The sequence below is a fragment of the Nonomuraea sp. NPDC050540 genome (assembly GCF_044457485.1).
Lineage (GTDB): Bacteria > Actinomycetota > Actinomycetes > Streptosporangiales > Streptosporangiaceae > Nonomuraea.
Genome location: NZ_JBITHA010000026.1, coordinates 86,394 through 102,832 on the forward strand (window position 1 = coordinate 86,394; position 16,439 = coordinate 102,832).

The window sequence follows — 16,439 nt, forward strand, 5'->3', positions numbered from 1 at the left end:
GGTCACTGGGGCCGGGTGACGGTGGCTGTGGACGACCTGCAACTGCGAGCATGCTCGACTCAACCCACCCGCGCCCGCGTCTGTTCCCGCAAGATAGAAGGTGACGAACAACCCGGTGCGGGGAAGATGAATACGTACCGGTTGGTAGCCATTGTCCCGCAACCCAGGAGTCGCGTGTGCTGCCCATTCCGGCCGAGGAACTGAACGGCTCGGGGACCCTCGGGCCGTACTGGACGTTCTATCGCGCGGTCGTCGCCGAACAGCTGAGCAGGTGGCTTCCCGGCCAGCCCTCGGTGATCCTCGACCTGTCCGGCGGGCGCGGACGCTGGTCCGGCCAGGCCGCGCGCGCCGGCCACAAGGTGATCGAGGTCGTCGACTTCCGCAGAACCGCCGATCAGGCCAGGTTGCGCGACGTCAGAGTCCGCCAGGTGCGCTCGGACGATCTGTCCTTCCTGCCCGACGAGAGCGTGGACGCGGTGCTCGCGGAGGAGCGCGCCATGTCGGTGGAGCTCATGGCCGAGTCGGCGATGTCCGACGTGGCCCGCGTGCTGCGCCCCGGCGGGCGCGCGCTGCTGTGCGTCGACTCGCTGGTGCTGGGCATGGCGATCCTGGCCGAGCAGGGCCAGTGGCAGCACCTGCGCCAGACGGGCGAGGTCATGCTCGTCCCCTGGCCCGACGGCGGCATCACCCGCTGCTTCAGCAGCGGTCAGCTGCGCGAGCTGCTGATGGGCGCGGGCCTGGAGGTCGAGTGGGTACGGCCGCGCACCGTCCTGTCCCCCTCGACCGTCGACCACGTGCTCGGCTCCGACTCCCGGTCGCTGGCCTGGCTGGTGCGCACCGAACTGGAGGCGCACCCCGACGACGACGACACCGTCGGCATCCACCTGGTGGCCAGCGCCCGCAAGTCCTAGCGGCGCCGCTCCTGCTTCGACTGGCACTGCACGCAGCGGGCGGCCTCTGGGCGGGCCTCCAAGCGTCCTTCCGGGACCGGTTTGCCGCAGTCGACGCATTCGCCGTAGACGCCGTCGTCGATGCGCCTAAGCGCGTTCACGACGGCGCGGCGCTGCGCGACGGCCACGTCGAGCATGGCCTGGGCGCGGTCGGCCTCGGTGAGATCGGACCCGGCGTCGGCCGCCGAACGCTCACGCACGGCGACGGGCTCGCCGGTCAGGACCCTGATGGAGCGGTCGAGTTCGGCGAGCATGCTGTCCAGGCGTTCACGAGCGGTCGTGTGGTCCACGAATCCGCACCTCCGGGCAGGTGAGGGGAGCCTGGCGAGACTCCCCGGTGGTCCCGCCCTGCGCAAATAGGGGGTGAATGTCGCGGTGACACCGAGTGAACGGTCGCATCGCTTTTCCACCGGATGCCCACTTGGCGAGGTTCTTACACCTTCTAGAAAAGTCCGCTTTCTCCTGGGTCAGGCAGGGGTTTGATGAGGTCCGGCCCGTTGTTCCGGACATTGTTCACATCTGTGGACACCGGGTACGCAACCAGCCGGCCTGACTGCGCCGGGATCAACAGCCCCTGGGCCGCCGAGGTGTCGGTGAGCTTCGGATCCAGCCACTCCGCCCACCGCTCCCGCTCGATCATCATCGGCATCCGGTCGTGGATGTGGCCGAGGTCGTCCTCGGCGTCCGTCGTGATGACCGTGCAGGTGACCAGCCACTTCAGCGGGTCGTCGTCCGCGCGCGTCTTGTCCTTCCAGAACTCGTACAGCCCGGCCATCGCCAGCACCCCGCCGTCCTCGGGATGGATGAAGTAGGGCTGCTTCTTCTTTTTGTCGCCCTCGACCGGCATCCACTCGAAGTACCCGTCGGCCGGGATCAGGCAGCGGCGCTTGGCGAAGGCCTGCTTGTAGGCCGGCTTCTCGGCCAGCGTCTCGGCCCGCGCGTTGATCATCCGGGAGCCCACCGAGGGGTCCTTCGCCCATACGGGCACCAGACCCCACTTGACCACCCGCAACTGCCTGACCGCGCGCTCGGCCTCCTCGGGCACGCGGCTCAGGACCGCGTAGACCTGCTTGGTGGGGGCCACGTTGTAGTCGGGGCTCAGCTCCTTGTCGGGCTCGGCGTCGAGCTCGACCTGGAACTCCTCCAGCAGCTCGTGCTTCTTCCGCGCCGAGGCGTATCTACCGCACATAGCACCACCCTGCCATGTTCGGGGGCGGCGTTCGCGCTCCATCCACAGGCTGCGGCCTGCCGTACCGGCTGCCAGTAGTCTTTGACCATGCCCGCTCAGCACTGGCCAGCCCCGGTCGCGACCGCTCCCGTCGTGGCCACCGTCGCCCTGCCCGGCTCCAAGTCGGTGACCAACCGCGCGCTCCTGCTGGCCGCGCTCGCCGACGGTCCGGGCCTGGTCCGCCAGGCGCTGCGCAGCCGCGACGCCGACCTCATGGTGGCGGCCCTGCGCGCGCTCGGAGCGGGCTTCGAGACCGTGGCCGAAACCGCGGCGGGCATCGACTGGCGCGTCACCCCCGGCCCCGTCACCGGCGGCGCGAGCATCGACGTCGGCCTGGCCGGAACGGTGATGCGGTTCGTACCTCCGATGGCGGCGCTGGCCGACGGCGAGGTGCGCTTCGACGGCGACGCCCACGCCCGCAGGCGCCCGATGGGTCCGATCCTCGACGCGCTGCGCGCCCTCGGGGCATCGATCGACAACGACGCGCTGCCGTTCACCATCCGAGGCCCGCTGAGCGGCGGCGAGGTGACGATAGACGCGTCGGGCTCATCCCAGTTCGTCTCAGGACTGCTGCTGGCGGCGGCCCGCTTCGAAAAGGGCGTCACGATCAGGCACGCGGGCCCGCCGGTCCCCTCGCAGCCCCACATCCTCATGACGGTCCAGATGCTCAGGGCGGCGGGCGTGGGCGTCGACGACACAGAACCCGACGTGTGGCGAGTCGCCCCGGGCCCGATCGCGGCACGGGAGACGACCGTCGAGCCCGACCTGTCCAACGCGGCGCCGTTCCTGGCCGCCGCCATGGTCGCGGGCGGCTCGGTCACCATCCCCGACTGGCCGCTGCGCACCACCCAGCCGGGCGACGTCCTGCGCGACCTGCTCACCCGGATGGGCGCCACCATCGAACTGACGCCGACCGGCGAGGGCGTGGCCGCTCTCACCCTCACCAGCGCCGGTGCCGGGCAGATCATCGGTATTGACGCCGACCTGCGTGACGTGTCCGAGCTGACGCCCACGATCGCCGCGCTGGCCGCCCTGGCCACCACGCCGAGCAGGCTGCGCGGCATCGCGCACATCCGGGGCCACGAGACCGATCGCATCGAGGCGCTCGTCACCGAGATCAACCGCCTGGGCGGCGACGCGGAGGAGACGGACGACGGCCTGATCGTACGGCCGCGCGCGCTCCACGCCGGTGTCTTCCACAGCTACGCCGACCACCGCATGGCCACCGCCGGAGCGGTCATCGGGCTGGCGGTGCCCGGCGTCGAAGTGGAGAACATCGCGACAACGGGTAAGACCCTGCCGGAGTTCACCCGCATGTGGGGGGAGATGCTGGGGGGAGTAGACCGCTGAAGCGGCGGGAATACGACGAGGACGACGTCAGGGTCAGGCCGGGTAAGGGTTCGCGGCCGAGGACCCGGATTCGTCCTGCCCACGAGGACGCCGTCGAGGGCTTCGTGGTCGCCGTCGACCGGGGCCGCTACACGACGCTGGTGGAGGCGGCGCCCGCCGCGTCCGGGGGCCGGGGGCGTAGGAAGGCCAAGCCCGTTCGCCGTCTGGTGGTCGCGATGAAGGCGCGCGAACTCGGGCGTAAGGGCATCGTCGTGGGTGACCGGGTGGCGATCGTCGGTGATGTCTCCGGCGAACCCGACACCCTTGCCCGCATCGTCCGCGTCGAACCCCGCACCTCGATGCTGCGCCGTTCCGCCGACGACACCGATGACACCGACGGCATCGAGCGCCCGGTCGTGGCCAACGCCGACCAGCTGGTCATCGTGACCGCCCTGGCCGAGCCGCCACCCCGGCCGCGCATGATCGACCGCATCCTGGTGGCGGCCTTCGACGCCGACATCGAGCCCCTGCTGTGCCTGACCAAGTCGGACCTGGCGCCGCCGGACGAGCTGCTCTCCCTGTACGAACCGCTCGGCGTCCCCCACGTGGTCGTCCACAAGGGCGGCTCACTGGAGGAACTGCGCGACCACCTCACCGGTCGCGTCAGCGTGCTGGTGGGCCATTCAGGCGTGGGCAAGTCCACCCTGGTCAACGTCCTGGTCCCGGACGCGAACCGGGCCGTCTCCCACGTGAACGCCGTGACCGGCCGCGGCCGCCACACCTCCACCTCCGCCGTGGCGCTGGAGCTGCCCGAGGGCGGCTGGATCATCGACACGCCCGGGGTACGCAGCTTCGGCCTGGCCCACATCTCGGTGGAAACCGTGCTGGCCGCCTTCCCCGACCTCATCGAGGTCACCGTCAACTGCCCCAAGGGCTGCACCCACCGCGGCCCCGACTGCGCACTCGACGCCTGGGTCGCCGACGGCCACGCCGACCCGGCCCGCCTCGACAGCCTCCGCCGCCTCCTCGCCACCCGCGACCCCGAACCCTCCGCCGAGTAACTCCGCTCTCGCGGGGACAGAGGCCGGACCAGAGCCGCCAAGGGCGTGGGTGGGGTGTCTGTTGGCCGACGGGGTGGACACGGGCGGCCCACCGTGCGGGCCAGCGCTCGGGCGGGTCGTGGAGGTCGGCGGGTCGTGCGTGGGGTGTGCGTGGGTCGTGAGGGGTGGGTGGCAGGGTTCTCGGCATGATGAAAGCGCTGATCTTCCAGCCGGAACTGTCCATCGCCACCGTCGCCGAGCCTGTGCCCACCGCGTCTCAGGTGCTCATCCGGGTGTCGGCGGTGTCGCTCAACTTCGGTGAGGTGGCCTACCACGATCCTCGGTCGCGGCGGGTGCCCGGGTGGGACGCCGCGGGTGTGGTCGTGCGGGCGGCCGCCGACGGATCGGGGCCGGCCGTCGGCACCCGGGTCGTGAGCTTTGACTGGTCGGGGGCCTGGGCGGAGTTGCGGGCCGTGGACACCGCTGAGCTCGCGGTGGTTCCCGATTCTGTGGATCTGGGGGTCGCTGCGGCGTTGCCGGTGGCTGGGGTGACAGCCGTGCAGGCCGTGCGTCGGCTTGGCCCGATCGCCGGGCGGCGGGTCCTGGTCACCGGGGCGTCGGGCGGGGTGGGGCGCTTCGCCGTACAACTGGCCGCTCGTGAGGGTGCGCGGGTGATCGCGTCGGCGAGCGGCCCGGCCCGTGCGGAGGGCCTGCGCGCGCTGGGCGCCGCCGAGATCGTCAGCGGCCCCGCAGACCTGACCGAGCGCGTGTACGGCGTGCTGGACACCGTAGGCGGCCAGCAGTTGGCCGAGGCGTTCTACCGGCTTGAGGACGACGGCGTCGTCCAGGCCATCGGCCGGGCGGCGAAACAGCCGACGCTGATCGACTTCGAACGGGCGGGCTCGGCCTCGGCACGCGGCCGGATCGAGAACTTCAACGTCAGCGCGCCCTTCGGCCCGGACCTCGCCCATCTCCTCGCGCTCCTGGAGCAGGGCGAGCTGGAGGTCGAGATCGGCTGGCGCGGCCCGTGGGACCAGGCCACCGTCGCGGCCGAGGCCCTGCTGTCCCGCGAAGTCCGGGGCAAGGCCGTCCTCACCCTCCCCTGATCACCCGGAAGGGCCGAAGCGCCCATCGAGCGAGCCACGACCCGACCCCGCGACGAGCACCGGCGGCCGCACGAGGAGCCCACCACAGGGGTTGCGCCCCGGGGTGTCAGCTCGCCTGGCCGGCGCCTGGGACCGGGTGACGAGCGTCCTGGCTGAGGCGAGAGCCCCTGGTCGGGCGGAGGCCACGGGGTGGGTGCCGCTGGGCCCAGCGCGTGGGGCTCATGGGGTGGTGGTAGCGGGGTCAGCGGTTGGGGCGGAGGGTCCAGGAGACGGTCATCTCGCTGACCAGGACGCCCTCGGCGTTCTTGAGCTCCACCGCCACCTCGAACTCCGGCCGCTCCCCCGCGTCCAACCGCCCCACCACCTCGGACCGCTCGACCTGGAGATGCGCCTCGGCGGTCACCTCGCCCATCGCCAGCTTCCGGTACCGAATGGTCGCCCCGGTCGCCAGCGGCACCGCGCGCGACAACTGGTCGCCCAGCGCCGACAGCATGGCCGCCCCGGACGCCGACTCGGCCAGCGTGAACAGGGCCCCGGCATGCGGTCCCGCCACATGGTTGTGCAGGTCGGCACGGTCCGGCAGACGGCACAGGGCGTACCCGTCGCTCACCTTGTCGAAGACGACCCCGAGGGTGTTCGCGAACGGCACGGTCTGGAGCATGAAAGCGCCCACATCAAAAGACATGCCGCAATGCTACTCACCAGTAACACATGAAGCCACGTCCAGAGTTGCGGCAAATGGTGGGGAATGTCAGCAAGAAAGGGGGAATCGGCCTCTGATGCGGCGTGTGCCCGGCACGGTAGCGTGGCTCATCGTGACGGGTTACAACGACGATCTACGCCTCGCGCACGTCATGGCGGACGCCGCCGATGACATGACCCTGCGGCGGTTCAAGGCGGTCGATCTCAAGGTCGACACCAAGCCGGACCTCACGCCGGTCAGCGACGCCGACCGTGCGGTGGAGGAGGCGATCCGCGGCACGCTGCGGCGGGCCCGTCCGCGCGACGCCGTGGTGGGCGAGGAATTCGGGCGGACCGGCTGGGGCGCCCGATCGTGGATCATCGATCCGATCGACGGGACCAAGAACTACGTACGCGGCGTGCCCGTCTGGGCCACGCTCATCGCGCTCATGGACCACGGCGAGGTCGTCGTCGGGCTCGTCTCGGCGCCCGCGCTCGGCCGGCGCTGGTGGGCGGCCAGAGACGGCGGCGCGTGGACCGGCAAGAGCCTCACCAAGGCCAGCCGCATGCGGGTCTCGGCGGTGACCGATCTGGGCGACGCCTCGTTCTCCTACTCCAGCTTCGGCGGCTGGGAGAAGCAGGGCAAGCTCAACAACTTCCTCGACCTGAACCGCGCCTGCTGGCGTACCAGGGCGTATGGCGACTTCTGGTCACACATGATGGTCGCCGAGGGCGCCGTCGACCTGTCGGCCGAGCCGGAGCTGTCTCCGTGGGACATGGCGGCGCTCACGGTGATCGTCGAGGAGGCCGGCGGGCGGTGGAGCGACGTCGCCGGCGCGCCCAGCCTCGAAGGCGGCAGCCTCGTGTGCACGAACGGCGCGCTCCACGACACGGTCCTGAACCACCTCAACGCCTGATCAGCCCAGAAGCCGATCCACAGCGCGCATCAGCTGTCCCCGGTAGCTCTCGCCAAAAAGCACGACATGCACCAGCAGCGGATGCAACTGGTGCAGGGGCACCCGTTCCCGCCATCCGTCCGCGAGCGGGTGCTCCTCCTGATAGGCCCCAAGAATCCGGTCCAGGTACGGCACGCCGAACAGAGCCAGCATGGCCAGATCGCTCTCCCGGTGTCCGCCATGTGCCGCCGGGTCGATGAGCACCCCGGTCCCGCCGGACCACAGCAGATTCCCGCCCCACAGGTCGCCGTGGATCCGCGCCGGCGGCTCCACCGGCCCCGAAATCTCCGGAAACATCGCCACGGACCGCTCCAGCCGGTCTCTGTCCTCGGCGGTCAACGCGGCGGCCCGCCGTACAAAGGGAAGAACGCGGCGCGCGGCGTAGAAGGCGGGCCAGTCGGGCGCGGGCGAGTTGTCCATCGGGAGCTCGGCGATGAATCCCGGCCACGGCGCGCCGAAGGCGTCGGCCCCGGCGCGGTGCATCCGCGCGAGCCCCCGCCCGAAACGCTCGGCCGCGTCCGGTGTGGGCGGCTCGGTCGGTACCCAGGACAGCACGAGCCGGTCCGCGCCCGCCTCGATCACCTCGGGCACGTCGATCACCTCGCCCAGCCACCGCAGTCCGGCCGCCTCGGAAGTGAACAAAGGGGAAACAACTCCGGACTTGGCGAAGACCTCGCGCCCGTCGGCCAGGAAACCCCGCTCCAACCGCCATCCGTGCGAGGAGCCGAGCCGCTCGACCACCCTCACCGGAGCTCGTCGGCCAAGTGCTTGGCAAGCCCTTCCGAAGCCGCCTTGACCTGCCGCAACACCTCGTCGAAGCCATCCTGGCCACCGTAATAGGGATCGGGCACCTCCGCCTCCGCCGGCGCGGACGGGTCGAACGAGCGGAACAACCTGACCTCCCGCCCGGCGGGCGCGAGCCGCCTGAGCGCCCGAAGGTTGGCCGTGTCCATGGCCAGGACCAGGTCATAACGGCCGAACCAATCCCCGGTGAACTGCCTGGCCCGATGGGCGGAACCGTCGTAGCCGCGCTCGGCCAGCGTCTGCGCGGCCCGCTGGTCCATGGGCCCGCCGACGTGCCAGTCACCGGTTCCCGCGCTGTCCACCACCACCTCGTCCAGTCCGTGCTCGGCCAGCGTGGCCCGCAGGACCACCTCGGCCATGGGCGAGCGGCAGATGTTTCCCATGCACACCAGGCATACGCGGTAGGTCATGGGGTCAAGCATGCCGCTTGAGGAGCTATTCACACGAGGCGAGGCACGACTTCCGTCGCCGGTCACGACTCGTTTCATTTCCGTTCACTTTCCCCAAGTTTTATCGGTCACGTAGCAAGCAAGGATCTCCATACGAGAAGGACACAAACCGTGACCAGTGGACAGCGCCGCCTCAGCGCGGTGGCGACGGCCGCCTTCGTCGTTTCCCTCGCGGCGGCCTGTGGCGGCGGCGGTAACACAGCGGCCACCAGCCCCGAGGCCTCCGCCCCCTCTTCGGCCGGCGCCTCCGAGCCCCCCGCGGGCCTGAGCGGCGAGATCAAGATCGACGGTTCCAGCACCGTCGCCCCGCTCATCTCGGTTGCGAGCGAGGCGTTCGGCGAGGAGCAGCCGCAGGTCAAGGTTCCGGTCGGTACCTCGGGCACCGGTGGCGGCTTCGAGAAGTTCTGCGCCGGCGAGACCGACATCTCCAACGCCTCCCGCCCGATCAAGGACGAGGAGAAGACCCTCTGCGAGGGCAAGGGCATCAAGTTCACCGAACTGACGGTGGCCACCGACGCCCTGACCGTCGTGGTGCCCAAGGAGAACACCTGGGCCAAGTGCCTGACCACGGCGCAGCTCAAGAAGATGTGGGAGCCCGCCGCCGAGGGCAAGGTCAAGACCTGGAAGGACGTCGACGCCAAGTTCCCCGCGGAGGCCCTGAAGCTCTACGGCCCCGGCGCCGACTCCGGCACGTTCGACTACTTCACCGACGAGATCAACGGTGAGGAGGGCGCGAGCCGCAAGGACTACAGCCCCTCCGAGAACGACAACGACATCGTCAACGGCGTCGCCGGCGCCAAGGGCGGCCTGGGCTACTTCGGGTTCACCTACTACGAAGAGAACATGGACAAGCTGACCGCCGTGGAGATCGACTCCGGCAGCGGCTGCGTCGCCCCCAGCGTGGAGGCCGCCCAGGGTGGCAAGTACACCCCGCTGGCTCGCTCGCTGTTCGTCTACCCGTCGACCGCGGCCGTGAAGCGGCCCGAGGTCGCCGGCTTCCTCGACTACCTGAGCGCCAACATCGGCTCGCTGGCCAAGGAGGCGAAGTTCATCCCGCTCAACGCCGAGCAGGAGGCCAAGCTCAAGAGTGACATCACGGCGCTGAAGGCGGGCTGATGGCTGCACAGCACCGGGCGACCGCACCGGGGACCGGAAGGTCCCTGGCGCGGTCGCGCCCGCGTTACGGAGAGGCGATCGTCAAGGCGCTGCTTCTTGCGGCGGCGCTGGTCTCCATCGCGACCACGGTCGGCATCATCTACTCGCTCGTCGAGCCGACGATCGAGTTCTTCGGAGAGGTCAGCCTCGCCCAGTTCTTCGGCTCGACCAACTGGGGCCCGCTGATCAAGCCGGCCACGTTCGGCGTCTGGCCGATCGTCGTGGCCACGCTGGAGATCACGCTGATCGCCGTCATCGTGGCGGTGCCGCTGGGCCTCGCCGCGGCGATCTACCTCTCGGAGTACGCCAAGCCGGGCGTCCGCAAGTTCTTCAAGCCGGTCCTCGAGATCCTGGCCGGTGTGCCGACCGTCGTCTTCGGCTACTTCGCGCTGTCCTTCCTCACTCCGCTGCTGAAGGACGTCTTCCCCTTCCTGAACCTTGAGGCGAAGAACGCGCTCTCGGCCGGCCTGCTCGTCGGCATCATGATCATCCCGATCGTCGCCTCCCTCGCCGAGGACTCGATGGCGGCGGTGCCGAACGGCCTGCGCGAGGGTTCCTTCGCGCTGGGCGCCTCGAAGATGCTGACCTCGGTCCGCGTCGTGGTGCCCGCGGCGTTCTCCGGCATCGTGGCCGCGGTCATCCTGGCGATCTCCCGCGCCGCGGGCGAGACGATGATCGTGGCGGTCGCGGGCGGCTTCAAGTCGATCTTCACCTTCGACCCGACGAACGAGATGGCCACCATGGCGGCCTTCATCGCCCAGGCCGGCGCCGGCGACCTCTCGACCGGCTCGATCCCCTACAAGACGATCTTCGCCGTGGGTTCGCTGCTGTTCATCATCACCTTCGCGATGAACTGGTTCAGCGCCCGGATGGTGCAGAAGTACCGCGAGGTGTACGACTGATGGCAATCCTGTCCACGCCTGCCTCGACCGTACGGCTGGCCAGCCAGGGCAGACCGGTCAAGGAGCACCTGTTCCGGATCGCTCTGCTCGCCAGCCTGGGCATCGCCATGATCTTCCTGGTGGTCCTGCTCGTCTACGTGGTGACGCAGGGCTGGCAGCGTCTCGACCTGAACCTCATCCAGAACTTCCCGTCGCTGCGGTCGGTCAACGCCGCGACGGCCGGTGTGCTGTCCGGCATCATGGGCACGCTGTGGGTGGTCGCGCTGACCGCGATCATGGCACTGCCCACGGGTGTGCTCGCCGCGGTCTACCTGGAGGAGTACGCCGACAAGACCAAGTGGTACAACCGGCTGATCGAGCTGAACATCGCCAACCTGGCGGCGGTCCCCTCGATCGTCTACGGCATCCTCGGTCTCGGCGTCATCTCCCGCGGCTTCGGCCTCGGCCCGAGCGTGATCACCGGTGCGATCACGCTGTCGCTCCTGGTGCTGCCCATCGTGATCATCGCCGCCCGCGAAGCGATCAAGGCGGTGCCGCCGTCCATCCGCGAGGGCTCGCTGGCCCTCGGCGCCACGCAGTGGCAGACGATTTGGCGGCAGGTGCTGCCGGCTTCGGTGCCCGGCATCGCGACCGGCTCCATCCTGGCGCTGTCTCGCGCGATCGGCGAGGCGGCGCCGTTCCTGCTGCTCGGTGCGGCCACGCTGGTCCGCTTCAACCCTGACGGGCTGAGCAGCAGCTTCTCCGTCCTGCCGGTCCAGATCTACAACCTGATCACCAACTCTCGTCCCGAGGTCCAGGTCGTGGGCGCGGCGGCCATCGTGGTCCTGCTCGCGATCCTGCTGCTGATGAACTCAGCGGCCATCTGGCTCCGTAACCGCTACCAGAAGCGGTGGTAAGGAAGAAATGACCGAGATCATGCCGAACATCACCGTTCGCGGGCCGGAGGCCCCCCGGAACATCGAGGCTCTGGACCCGGTGTTCACCGTCTCGAATCTCAGCGTCTTCTACGGCGACTACGAGGCCGTCCGCGGAGTCGACCTGACCATCGGCAACCGCGAGATCACCGCCATGATCGGTCCGTCCGGCTGTGGCAAGTCCACGGTGCTGCGCTGCTTCAACCGGATGAACGACCTCATCCCAGGCGCCCGTGCCGCCGGTTCGATCATGTACCACGGCGAGGACCTCTACGGCGACCACGTCGACCCCATCGAGGTACGCCGCCGAATCGGCATGGTCTTCCAGAAGCCGAACCCCTTCCCCAAGTCGATCTACGACAACATCGCCTACGGCCCCCGCGTCAACGGCATGAAGGGCAAGATGGACGACCTGGTCGAGCAGGCGCTCACCCAGGCGGCCCTCTGGGACGAGGTCAAGGACAAGCTCAAGCAGAACGCCCTGTCCCTGTCCGGTGGCCAGCAGCAGCGACTGTGCATCGCCCGCGCGATCGCGGTCAGGCCCGAGGTCATCCTCATGGACGAGCCCTGCTCCGCCCTCGACCCGATCGCCACCACCAAGATCGAGGATCTGATGCAGGAGCTGTCGCGCGACTACACGATCGTGATCGTGACGCACAACATGCAGCAGGCCGCACGCGTGTCCGACCGCACGGCGTTCTTCACCGCCGAAGTGGACGAGCAGAGCGTACGGCACGGCCGCCTGGTGGAGTTCGACGAGACCAGCCGAATCTTCACCAATCCCTCTGACAAGCGCACCGAGGACTACATCACCGGACGATTCGGCTGATGGCCCACCAGCAGACGGCATCCGAGGTGCACGGGGACACTCGTACGGCGCCCGTGCTGCTGGTGGCCGATCCCGACGAGAGCATCGTCCAGGAGCTGGCCACCGCGCTCGAACGCGAGGGCGTGACCGTCGCCGGAGTCAGCGACGGCGCGCAGGCGTTGCTCCAAGCTGGAGCTCTCAGGCCCGATGTGGTGCTGGTCTCGGCGACCCTGCCGGTCATCAGCGCCGTGGAGTTCGTGCGAGCAGTACGGCTGACGCGAGCCGTTCCCGTACTGCTCGGCGTCGGCGAAGGGCATGCCGAGCAGGCGGTGCAGGCTCTGGCGGCGGGAGCGGCGGCCTGTGTGGCCCGGCCGTACCGGGTGCTGGAGTTGCTCCCGTTCGTGCAGGCCGCCTCTCCGGAGTCGCGCACGCTGCTGCGGGTGGGTGAGGTGGAGCTCGACGTACGCGCCTACCAGGTGCGGGTGAGCGGCCGGGCCGTACACCTGCCGCTGCGTGAGTTCGAGCTGCTGCACTACCTGATGCGCAACGCGGACCGCACGGTGACGCGCGAGCAGATCATGCGGCACGTGTGGAACGCCACCGACGCCACGTCCACCAACACCATCGCCGTCCACGTCAAACGGCTGCGCGCACGGCTCGGCGACGAGGACGACCAGCTCATCCAGACGGTCAGAGGTGTGGGCTATCGCCTGGTGACGCCTTAGCTTCCTAGCACTTCCTGAATGAGCGCAGGATCCGGGTGACCACGCCTTCGACCATGGCGATGCCGTCGCCCACCTGCGGGCTGCCCTCGGTCAGGACCGCCACCGCGTACCTTCTGCCGATCAGGCCCACGCTGACCACGGCCCAGCGCTTGGTGGAGACCCGCTTGAGCCAGCCGTTCTTCAGCGCTGTCCGCTGGCCCTCGCACGCGCCCGCGCTCACGCCCCAGTTCTGGCCGTCGATCACCGCGCCCATCAGCTTGAGCACTCGCTCGCGCTCCTTCTCCGGGAGTGGGCTCCTCTTCGACACCAGCGCGTTCATGAGCCTGACCTGGTCGTCGGCCGAGGTCCTGGTGATGCCCCAGCAGTACAGGTCGAGGCAGTCGCCGGGCACACCGCTCGTGTGCCGCAGCCCGAACTTCCTGGCCGCCTTCGTGAAGCCGGCGGCGCCGCCGATGCGTGTCCACAGCCGGTCGGCCGCGTGGTTGTCGCTGTAGCGGATCATGATGTCGGCGTCGCGGCGAGTGGCTTTGTCCAGTTTGCGCCACGGGGTTTTGCGGAGCAGGGCCATCAGGATGAGCGCCTTGGCGGTGCTGGCGGTGATGAGGCGCTCGCCCTTGTGGTAGCGGTAGACGCGGCCGGTGGCCAGGTCCTTGACGGTGGCGGTGACCGGACCCGGACGGCCGGCCAGGTAGCGGTTCAGCCGCTTGGTGATCGCCTTGGGGTTGAGTGGGGGCGGCTTGGGCTCATGCTCGTCCGTGCCTTCCTTGGGCGGCGGCGTGGCCTGTGTGGCCCGGGTTCCGTCCGGCGGCGTGGCCTGTGGTTCCCAGGTTCCGTCCGGCGGCGGCGCTTGGGTGCCGTCCGGTGGCGTGCCGTGATCCTCTTCGGTGGTCGGCCGGGTGGGGCCGATCAACGGGGCGGCTCGGGCCGTGTGTGGTTGCCGGGCGGGTGATCTGTGGTTGACGGGCGGCAGGCCGTACAGGCTGGTGGGCAGGACGAGCGCGGAGGCCGCGAACACCCGCCACCACACGTATCCCACTCTCCCCCGTGATTTGTCACGCATTATCGTGATAAATCACGGGGACTGCTAGACGTGGGTAAGTTTCGCGATCGAGTCGTCGTCGCAGGTGGCCCAGAACTCCCCGACCACGTCCTCCAGATGCCGCATGGACTCCGCCCGGAACAGGACATCCTGGTACTTCGTGATGTCGTACTCCGTCTGCCCCATGTCGCGCAGATCGAGCGGCCGGATCCGCATCCCGCGAAACTCCTCGATCTCCCCATAGGACGACAGAATCCCCGCCCCATAGGCGCGCAGCTCGTCCCGCTCCGCCATCACGCCGAACTCCATCGTGAACCAGAAGACCTTGGACACGAACTCCAGCGCCTCGTCCCCCTCGACCCGCCGCGCGGCATCCCCGGCCAGCCGGTAGAGCGCCGCGAACCGATCGTTCGCCAGCGCGTTGGCATGCCCGATCACCTCATGGATGACATCAGGCTCAGGCGTGTAGAACGGCACAGAATGATGCCGAATGTACTGAGTGGAGTGGAACAGCCCATCAGCCAGCACCCCATAGAACTCCCGCAGCGGCACCAGCCCCGCCGCCGGCAGATACCGGAACCCGGTGAGCGGCTCCAGCAGCTCACTCACTTCCTCCAACTGCGGAATCCGCTCATACGGCAGGCCGAGCCGAGCAGCTCCCTCCAGGTACTCCTCAGTGGCGTAGCGCTTGTGCTTGACGGCCAGCTCCCCCGCGACCAGCGCCCAGATGCCGTGCTCTTCCTCGGTGTACTCGGCGGCCGGAATCGGCATCCCCCGCCGATGGTTCACGGCCAGCCCCGCGATCGCGTTACGCCGCGCCCGGTAGACCGGATCGGCGAACCCCGGATGCGACTGCGCAAGCTCGACCACGACCGAGCCATCCCCCTGCGTCTCGACCGGGGCGAAGTACTGTGCTTCCTCGAACATGTGCACATGACAGCAATTTCCTGATTCGCTGGCAAGAGCGAGCAGTTGGACTGCACGATCCGCCTCAAATCGCCCGCCATGATCTGCGGAAGCTAGTCATTCCGCACAGCGCATAGGTCGTGCCACCCTTGGCCGAAACGTACAGCCCAACGCCAGATAGGCTCCGCCTCATACAGGGACGGCCTCGATCCCTGGTCGTATCGCACAGGGGTAGACGCATGGATGAACTGGACGCCCGCCTGCTGACGACCATGCGGGCACACCCCCGCATCGGCCTGACCGAACTGGCCCGCCTCCTGGGGGTGGCCAGGGGCACCGTCCAGGCCCGCGTGGAAAAGCTGACGACCCGCGGCGTGATCACCGACTTCGGCCCCACGGTCGAACCCGCCAGGGTCGGCTACCCGATCCTGGCGTTCGTGTGGCTCCAGATAGCCCAGGGCCGGCTGACCGAGTCCGTAGAGGCCCTGCACGAGATCCCGGAGATCCTGGAGGTCCACGGCACCAGCGGCCAGCACGACCTGCTGTGCCGAGTGGTGGCGAAAAGCACCGAACACCTCCAGGAGATCATCGCCACAGTCCTGGCCTCGCCCGCCGTCCAACGCACCGACTCCACCATCGCCCTCTCCACGCAGATCCCGTTCCGCATAGAGCCCCTCCTCAACACAGCAGCAACCCCATAACCCAAGAAGGATCCGTCCCACCGGGGCGGCGGGGATGCAGAATGCCACGACGGATCCGCCCCGGCCCAACACACCCGCCCGAGCTCTCCCAGGACCGGCGCTGGACAAGCGACGAGACGGACCCGAGCGCCGTGCGCGTTGCGCCGTTCGCGCCCGTGGGGGTGTTCGTCGCACCGGCGCCGGACAAGCGCCGGACAAGCGTCGGGGAGGTGGCGGGGGATGGGTGGGCGTCGAGGGTGGGGCATCGAGGGGTGGGTGGGCGTCGAGGCGAGGTGGGGAGGGCGGCGATGTGGGTGGGGAGGGCGAGGTGGGGCCGGCGGGCGCTCGCCGGGGCGGTGCGGCCACCTCGTCCGGGGCAAGGTGGCCGCAGGGCGGGGTGGCCAGGCCCGGCTGGCGGGTTGGCGTGTGGAGGCGCACGAGGGGGGTCGTGTGGTGGAGGCGCACGAGGGGGGATGGAGACGCAGACGGGGGTGGAGGGTGCAGGCGGGGGCGGTGGCGCGCACGGGGTGGTGTGGTGGAGGCGCAGGCGGGGGTGGAAGGTGCAGGCGGGGGTGGTGTGCTGGGAGGCGCGCACGAAGGTCGTGTTGCGTGTTGTGTGGTGGGGTGAACGCGAAAAAGGGGCCCAACCCTAAGGTTGGACCCCTTCATCGTGCATACGTGTTTGTGCGGCGGTGACCTACTCTCCCACACCCTCCCGAGTGCAGTACCATCGGCGCTGAGAAGCTTAACTTCCGGGTTCGGAATGT

Annotated in this window: 18 protein-coding genes and 1 rRNA gene; 11 read left to right on the top strand and 8 right to left on the bottom strand. The window is 69.3% G+C overall.

Features of this window, described 5'->3' with window-relative positions:
* Positions 1–176: 176 nt before the first annotated feature.
* Positions 177–911, top strand: a complete 735-nt coding sequence (locus ACIBI5_RS49800) for a class I SAM-dependent methyltransferase (protein WP_379638938.1) — start codon at positions 177–179, stop codon at positions 909–911.
* Here ACIBI5_RS49800 and ACIBI5_RS49805 read toward each other — a convergent pair.
* Entirely contained in the window at positions 908–1,240 is a 333-nt protein-coding gene (locus ACIBI5_RS49805) for a TraR/DksA C4-type zinc finger protein (RefSeq protein WP_184972441.1), read from the bottom strand. The genes ACIBI5_RS49800 and ACIBI5_RS49805 overlap by 4 nt on opposite strands.
* Before the next feature lie 152 nt (positions 1,241–1,392).
* Entirely contained in the window at positions 1,393–2,139 is a 747-nt protein-coding gene (locus tag ACIBI5_RS49810) for an SOS response-associated peptidase (RefSeq protein WP_397258142.1), read from the bottom strand.
* An 87-nt stretch (positions 2,140–2,226) separates the two neighbouring features.
* Between ACIBI5_RS49810 and aroA the strand changes: the two genes are divergently transcribed.
* From aroA to ACIBI5_RS49825, 3 genes are all read left to right on the top strand, one after another.
* Positions 2,227–3,528, top strand: coding sequence for a 3-phosphoshikimate 1-carboxyvinyltransferase (aroA, locus tag ACIBI5_RS49815; protein ID WP_397258144.1), 1,302 nt, complete (start codon positions 2,227–2,229; stop codon positions 3,526–3,528).
* A complete protein-coding gene (rsgA, locus tag ACIBI5_RS49820; RefSeq protein WP_397258173.1) occupies positions 3,525–4,568 on the top strand; it encodes a ribosome small subunit-dependent GTPase A in 1,044 nt (347 codons plus the stop codon). The genes aroA and rsgA overlap by 4 nt, the downstream gene beginning before the upstream one ends.
* A gap of 185 nt (positions 4,569–4,753) precedes the next feature.
* Positions 4,754–5,653, top strand: coding sequence for a zinc-binding dehydrogenase (locus ACIBI5_RS49825; RefSeq protein WP_397258146.1), 900 nt, complete (start codon positions 4,754–4,756; stop codon positions 5,651–5,653).
* Positions 5,654–5,894: 241 nt separating this feature from the next.
* Here ACIBI5_RS49825 and ACIBI5_RS49830 read toward each other — a convergent pair whose 3' ends face one another.
* Positions 5,895–6,338 carry a DUF4442 domain-containing protein gene (locus ACIBI5_RS49830; protein WP_397258147.1) on the bottom strand — a complete coding sequence of 148 codons (444 nt, stop codon included), beginning with the start codon at positions 6,336–6,338 and terminating at the stop codon, positions 5,895–5,897.
* A gap of 94 nt (positions 6,339–6,432) precedes the next feature.
* Here ACIBI5_RS49830 and hisN point away from each other — a divergent pair, with 94 nt between their 5' ends.
* A complete protein-coding gene (hisN, locus tag ACIBI5_RS49835; protein WP_397258149.1) occupies positions 6,433–7,251 on the top strand; it encodes a histidinol-phosphatase in 819 nt (272 codons plus the stop codon).
* Here hisN and ACIBI5_RS49840 read toward each other — a convergent pair whose 3' ends face one another.
* Positions 7,252–8,037, bottom strand: a complete 786-nt coding sequence (locus ACIBI5_RS49840) for a fructosamine kinase family protein (protein ID WP_397258151.1) — start codon at positions 8,035–8,037, stop codon at positions 7,252–7,254. It abuts the gene before it with no gap.
* Positions 8,034–8,504: a low molecular weight protein-tyrosine-phosphatase gene (locus ACIBI5_RS49845; RefSeq protein ID WP_397258153.1), complete on the bottom strand. Its 471-nt coding sequence runs from the start codon at positions 8,502–8,504 to the stop codon at positions 8,034–8,036. The genes ACIBI5_RS49840 and ACIBI5_RS49845 overlap by 4 nt, the downstream gene beginning before the upstream one ends.
* 150 nt (positions 8,505–8,654) lie before the next feature.
* Here ACIBI5_RS49845 and ACIBI5_RS49850 point away from each other — a divergent pair, with 150 nt between their 5' ends.
* Genes ACIBI5_RS49850 through ACIBI5_RS49870 form a run of 5 tightly spaced genes read left to right on the top strand, consistent with a single transcriptional unit; the run spans position 8,655 to position 13,047 of the window.
* On the top strand, positions 8,655–9,659 hold the full coding sequence (locus tag ACIBI5_RS49850; RefSeq protein WP_397258155.1) for a PstS family phosphate ABC transporter substrate-binding protein: 1,005 nt from the start codon (positions 8,655–8,657) through the stop codon (positions 9,657–9,659).
* A complete protein-coding gene (gene pstC, locus ACIBI5_RS49855) occupies positions 9,659–10,600 on the top strand; it encodes a phosphate ABC transporter permease subunit PstC (protein WP_397258157.1) in 942 nt (313 codons plus the stop codon). Before ACIBI5_RS49850 ends, pstC begins: the two co-directional genes overlap by 1 nt.
* Positions 10,600–11,496, top strand: coding sequence for a phosphate ABC transporter permease PstA (gene pstA / locus ACIBI5_RS49860; RefSeq protein WP_397258159.1), 897 nt, complete (start codon positions 10,600–10,602; stop codon positions 11,494–11,496). The genes pstC and pstA overlap by 1 nt, the downstream gene beginning before the upstream one ends.
* Positions 11,497–11,515: 19 nt before the next feature.
* A complete protein-coding gene (gene pstB / locus ACIBI5_RS49865; protein WP_221341587.1) occupies positions 11,516–12,343 on the top strand; it encodes a phosphate ABC transporter ATP-binding protein PstB in 828 nt (275 codons plus the stop codon).
* Positions 12,343–13,047: a response regulator transcription factor gene (locus ACIBI5_RS49870; RefSeq protein WP_397258160.1), complete on the top strand. Its 705-nt coding sequence runs from the start codon at positions 12,343–12,345 to the stop codon at positions 13,045–13,047. Before pstB ends, ACIBI5_RS49870 begins: the two co-directional genes overlap by 1 nt.
* Before the next feature lie 4 nt (positions 13,048–13,051).
* Here the strand turns inward: ACIBI5_RS49870 and ACIBI5_RS49875 are convergent, their stop codons facing one another.
* Together ACIBI5_RS49875 and ACIBI5_RS49880 are read right to left on the bottom strand one after the other, a co-directional pair.
* Positions 13,052–14,083, bottom strand: coding sequence for a serine hydrolase (locus ACIBI5_RS49875; RefSeq protein WP_397258162.1), 1,032 nt, complete (start codon positions 14,081–14,083; stop codon positions 13,052–13,054).
* A 48-nt stretch (positions 14,084–14,131) separates the two neighbouring features.
* Positions 14,132–15,013 (bottom strand): phenylalanine 4-monooxygenase, encoded by an 882-nt coding sequence (locus ACIBI5_RS49880; RefSeq protein WP_397258164.1) that lies wholly within the window; start codon positions 15,011–15,013, stop codon positions 14,132–14,134.
* Between the two features lie 218 nt (positions 15,014–15,231).
* Between ACIBI5_RS49880 and ACIBI5_RS49885 the strand changes: the two genes are divergently transcribed.
* The gene (locus ACIBI5_RS49885; protein WP_397258166.1) at positions 15,232–15,693 is read left to right on the top strand and encodes an Lrp/AsnC family transcriptional regulator; all 462 of its coding nucleotides are present in this window, start codon (positions 15,232–15,234) and stop codon (positions 15,691–15,693) included.
* Between the two features lie 663 nt (positions 15,694–16,356).
* On the opposite strand, the gene rrf is transcribed toward ACIBI5_RS49885, so the two are convergent.
* Positions 16,357–16,439: ribosomal RNA gene (gene rrf / locus ACIBI5_RS49890) — 5S ribosomal RNA — on the bottom strand; the annotation flags it as partial.

Bases quoted from the DNA above. Each gene is read 5' to 3' on its own strand.
- ACIBI5_RS49810 (WP_397258142.1), bottom strand. From the start codon at position 2,139: ATGTGCGGTAGATACGCCTCGGCGCGGAAGAAGCACGAGCTGCTGGAG.
- aroA (WP_397258144.1), top strand. From the start codon at position 2,227: ATGCCCGCTCAGCACTGGCCAGCCCCGGTCGCGACCGCTCCCGTCGTG.
- ACIBI5_RS49825 (WP_397258146.1), top strand. From the start codon at position 4,754: ATGATGAAAGCGCTGATCTTCCAGCCGGAACTGTCCATCGCCACCGTC.
- ACIBI5_RS49830 (WP_397258147.1), bottom strand. From the start codon at position 6,338: ATGTCTTTTGATGTGGGCGCTTTCATGCTCCAGACCGTGCCGTTCGCG.
- hisN (WP_397258149.1), top strand. From the start codon at position 6,433: ATGCGGCGTGTGCCCGGCACGGTAGCGTGGCTCATCGTGACGGGTTAC.
- ACIBI5_RS49845 (WP_397258153.1), bottom strand. From the start codon at position 8,504: ATGACCTACCGCGTATGCCTGGTGTGCATGGGAAACATCTGCCGCTCG.
- pstC (WP_397258157.1), top strand. From the start codon at position 9,659: ATGGCTGCACAGCACCGGGCGACCGCACCGGGGACCGGAAGGTCCCTG.
- pstA (WP_397258159.1), top strand. From the start codon at position 10,600: ATGGCAATCCTGTCCACGCCTGCCTCGACCGTACGGCTGGCCAGCCAG.
- pstB (WP_221341587.1), top strand. From the start codon at position 11,516: ATGCCGAACATCACCGTTCGCGGGCCGGAGGCCCCCCGGAACATCGAG.
- ACIBI5_RS49870 (WP_397258160.1), top strand. From the start codon at position 12,343: ATGGCCCACCAGCAGACGGCATCCGAGGTGCACGGGGACACTCGTACG.
- ACIBI5_RS49880 (WP_397258164.1), bottom strand. From the start codon at position 15,013: ATGTTCGAGGAAGCACAGTACTTCGCCCCGGTCGAGACGCAGGGGGAT.
- ACIBI5_RS49885 (WP_397258166.1), top strand. From the start codon at position 15,232: ATGGATGAACTGGACGCCCGCCTGCTGACGACCATGCGGGCACACCCC.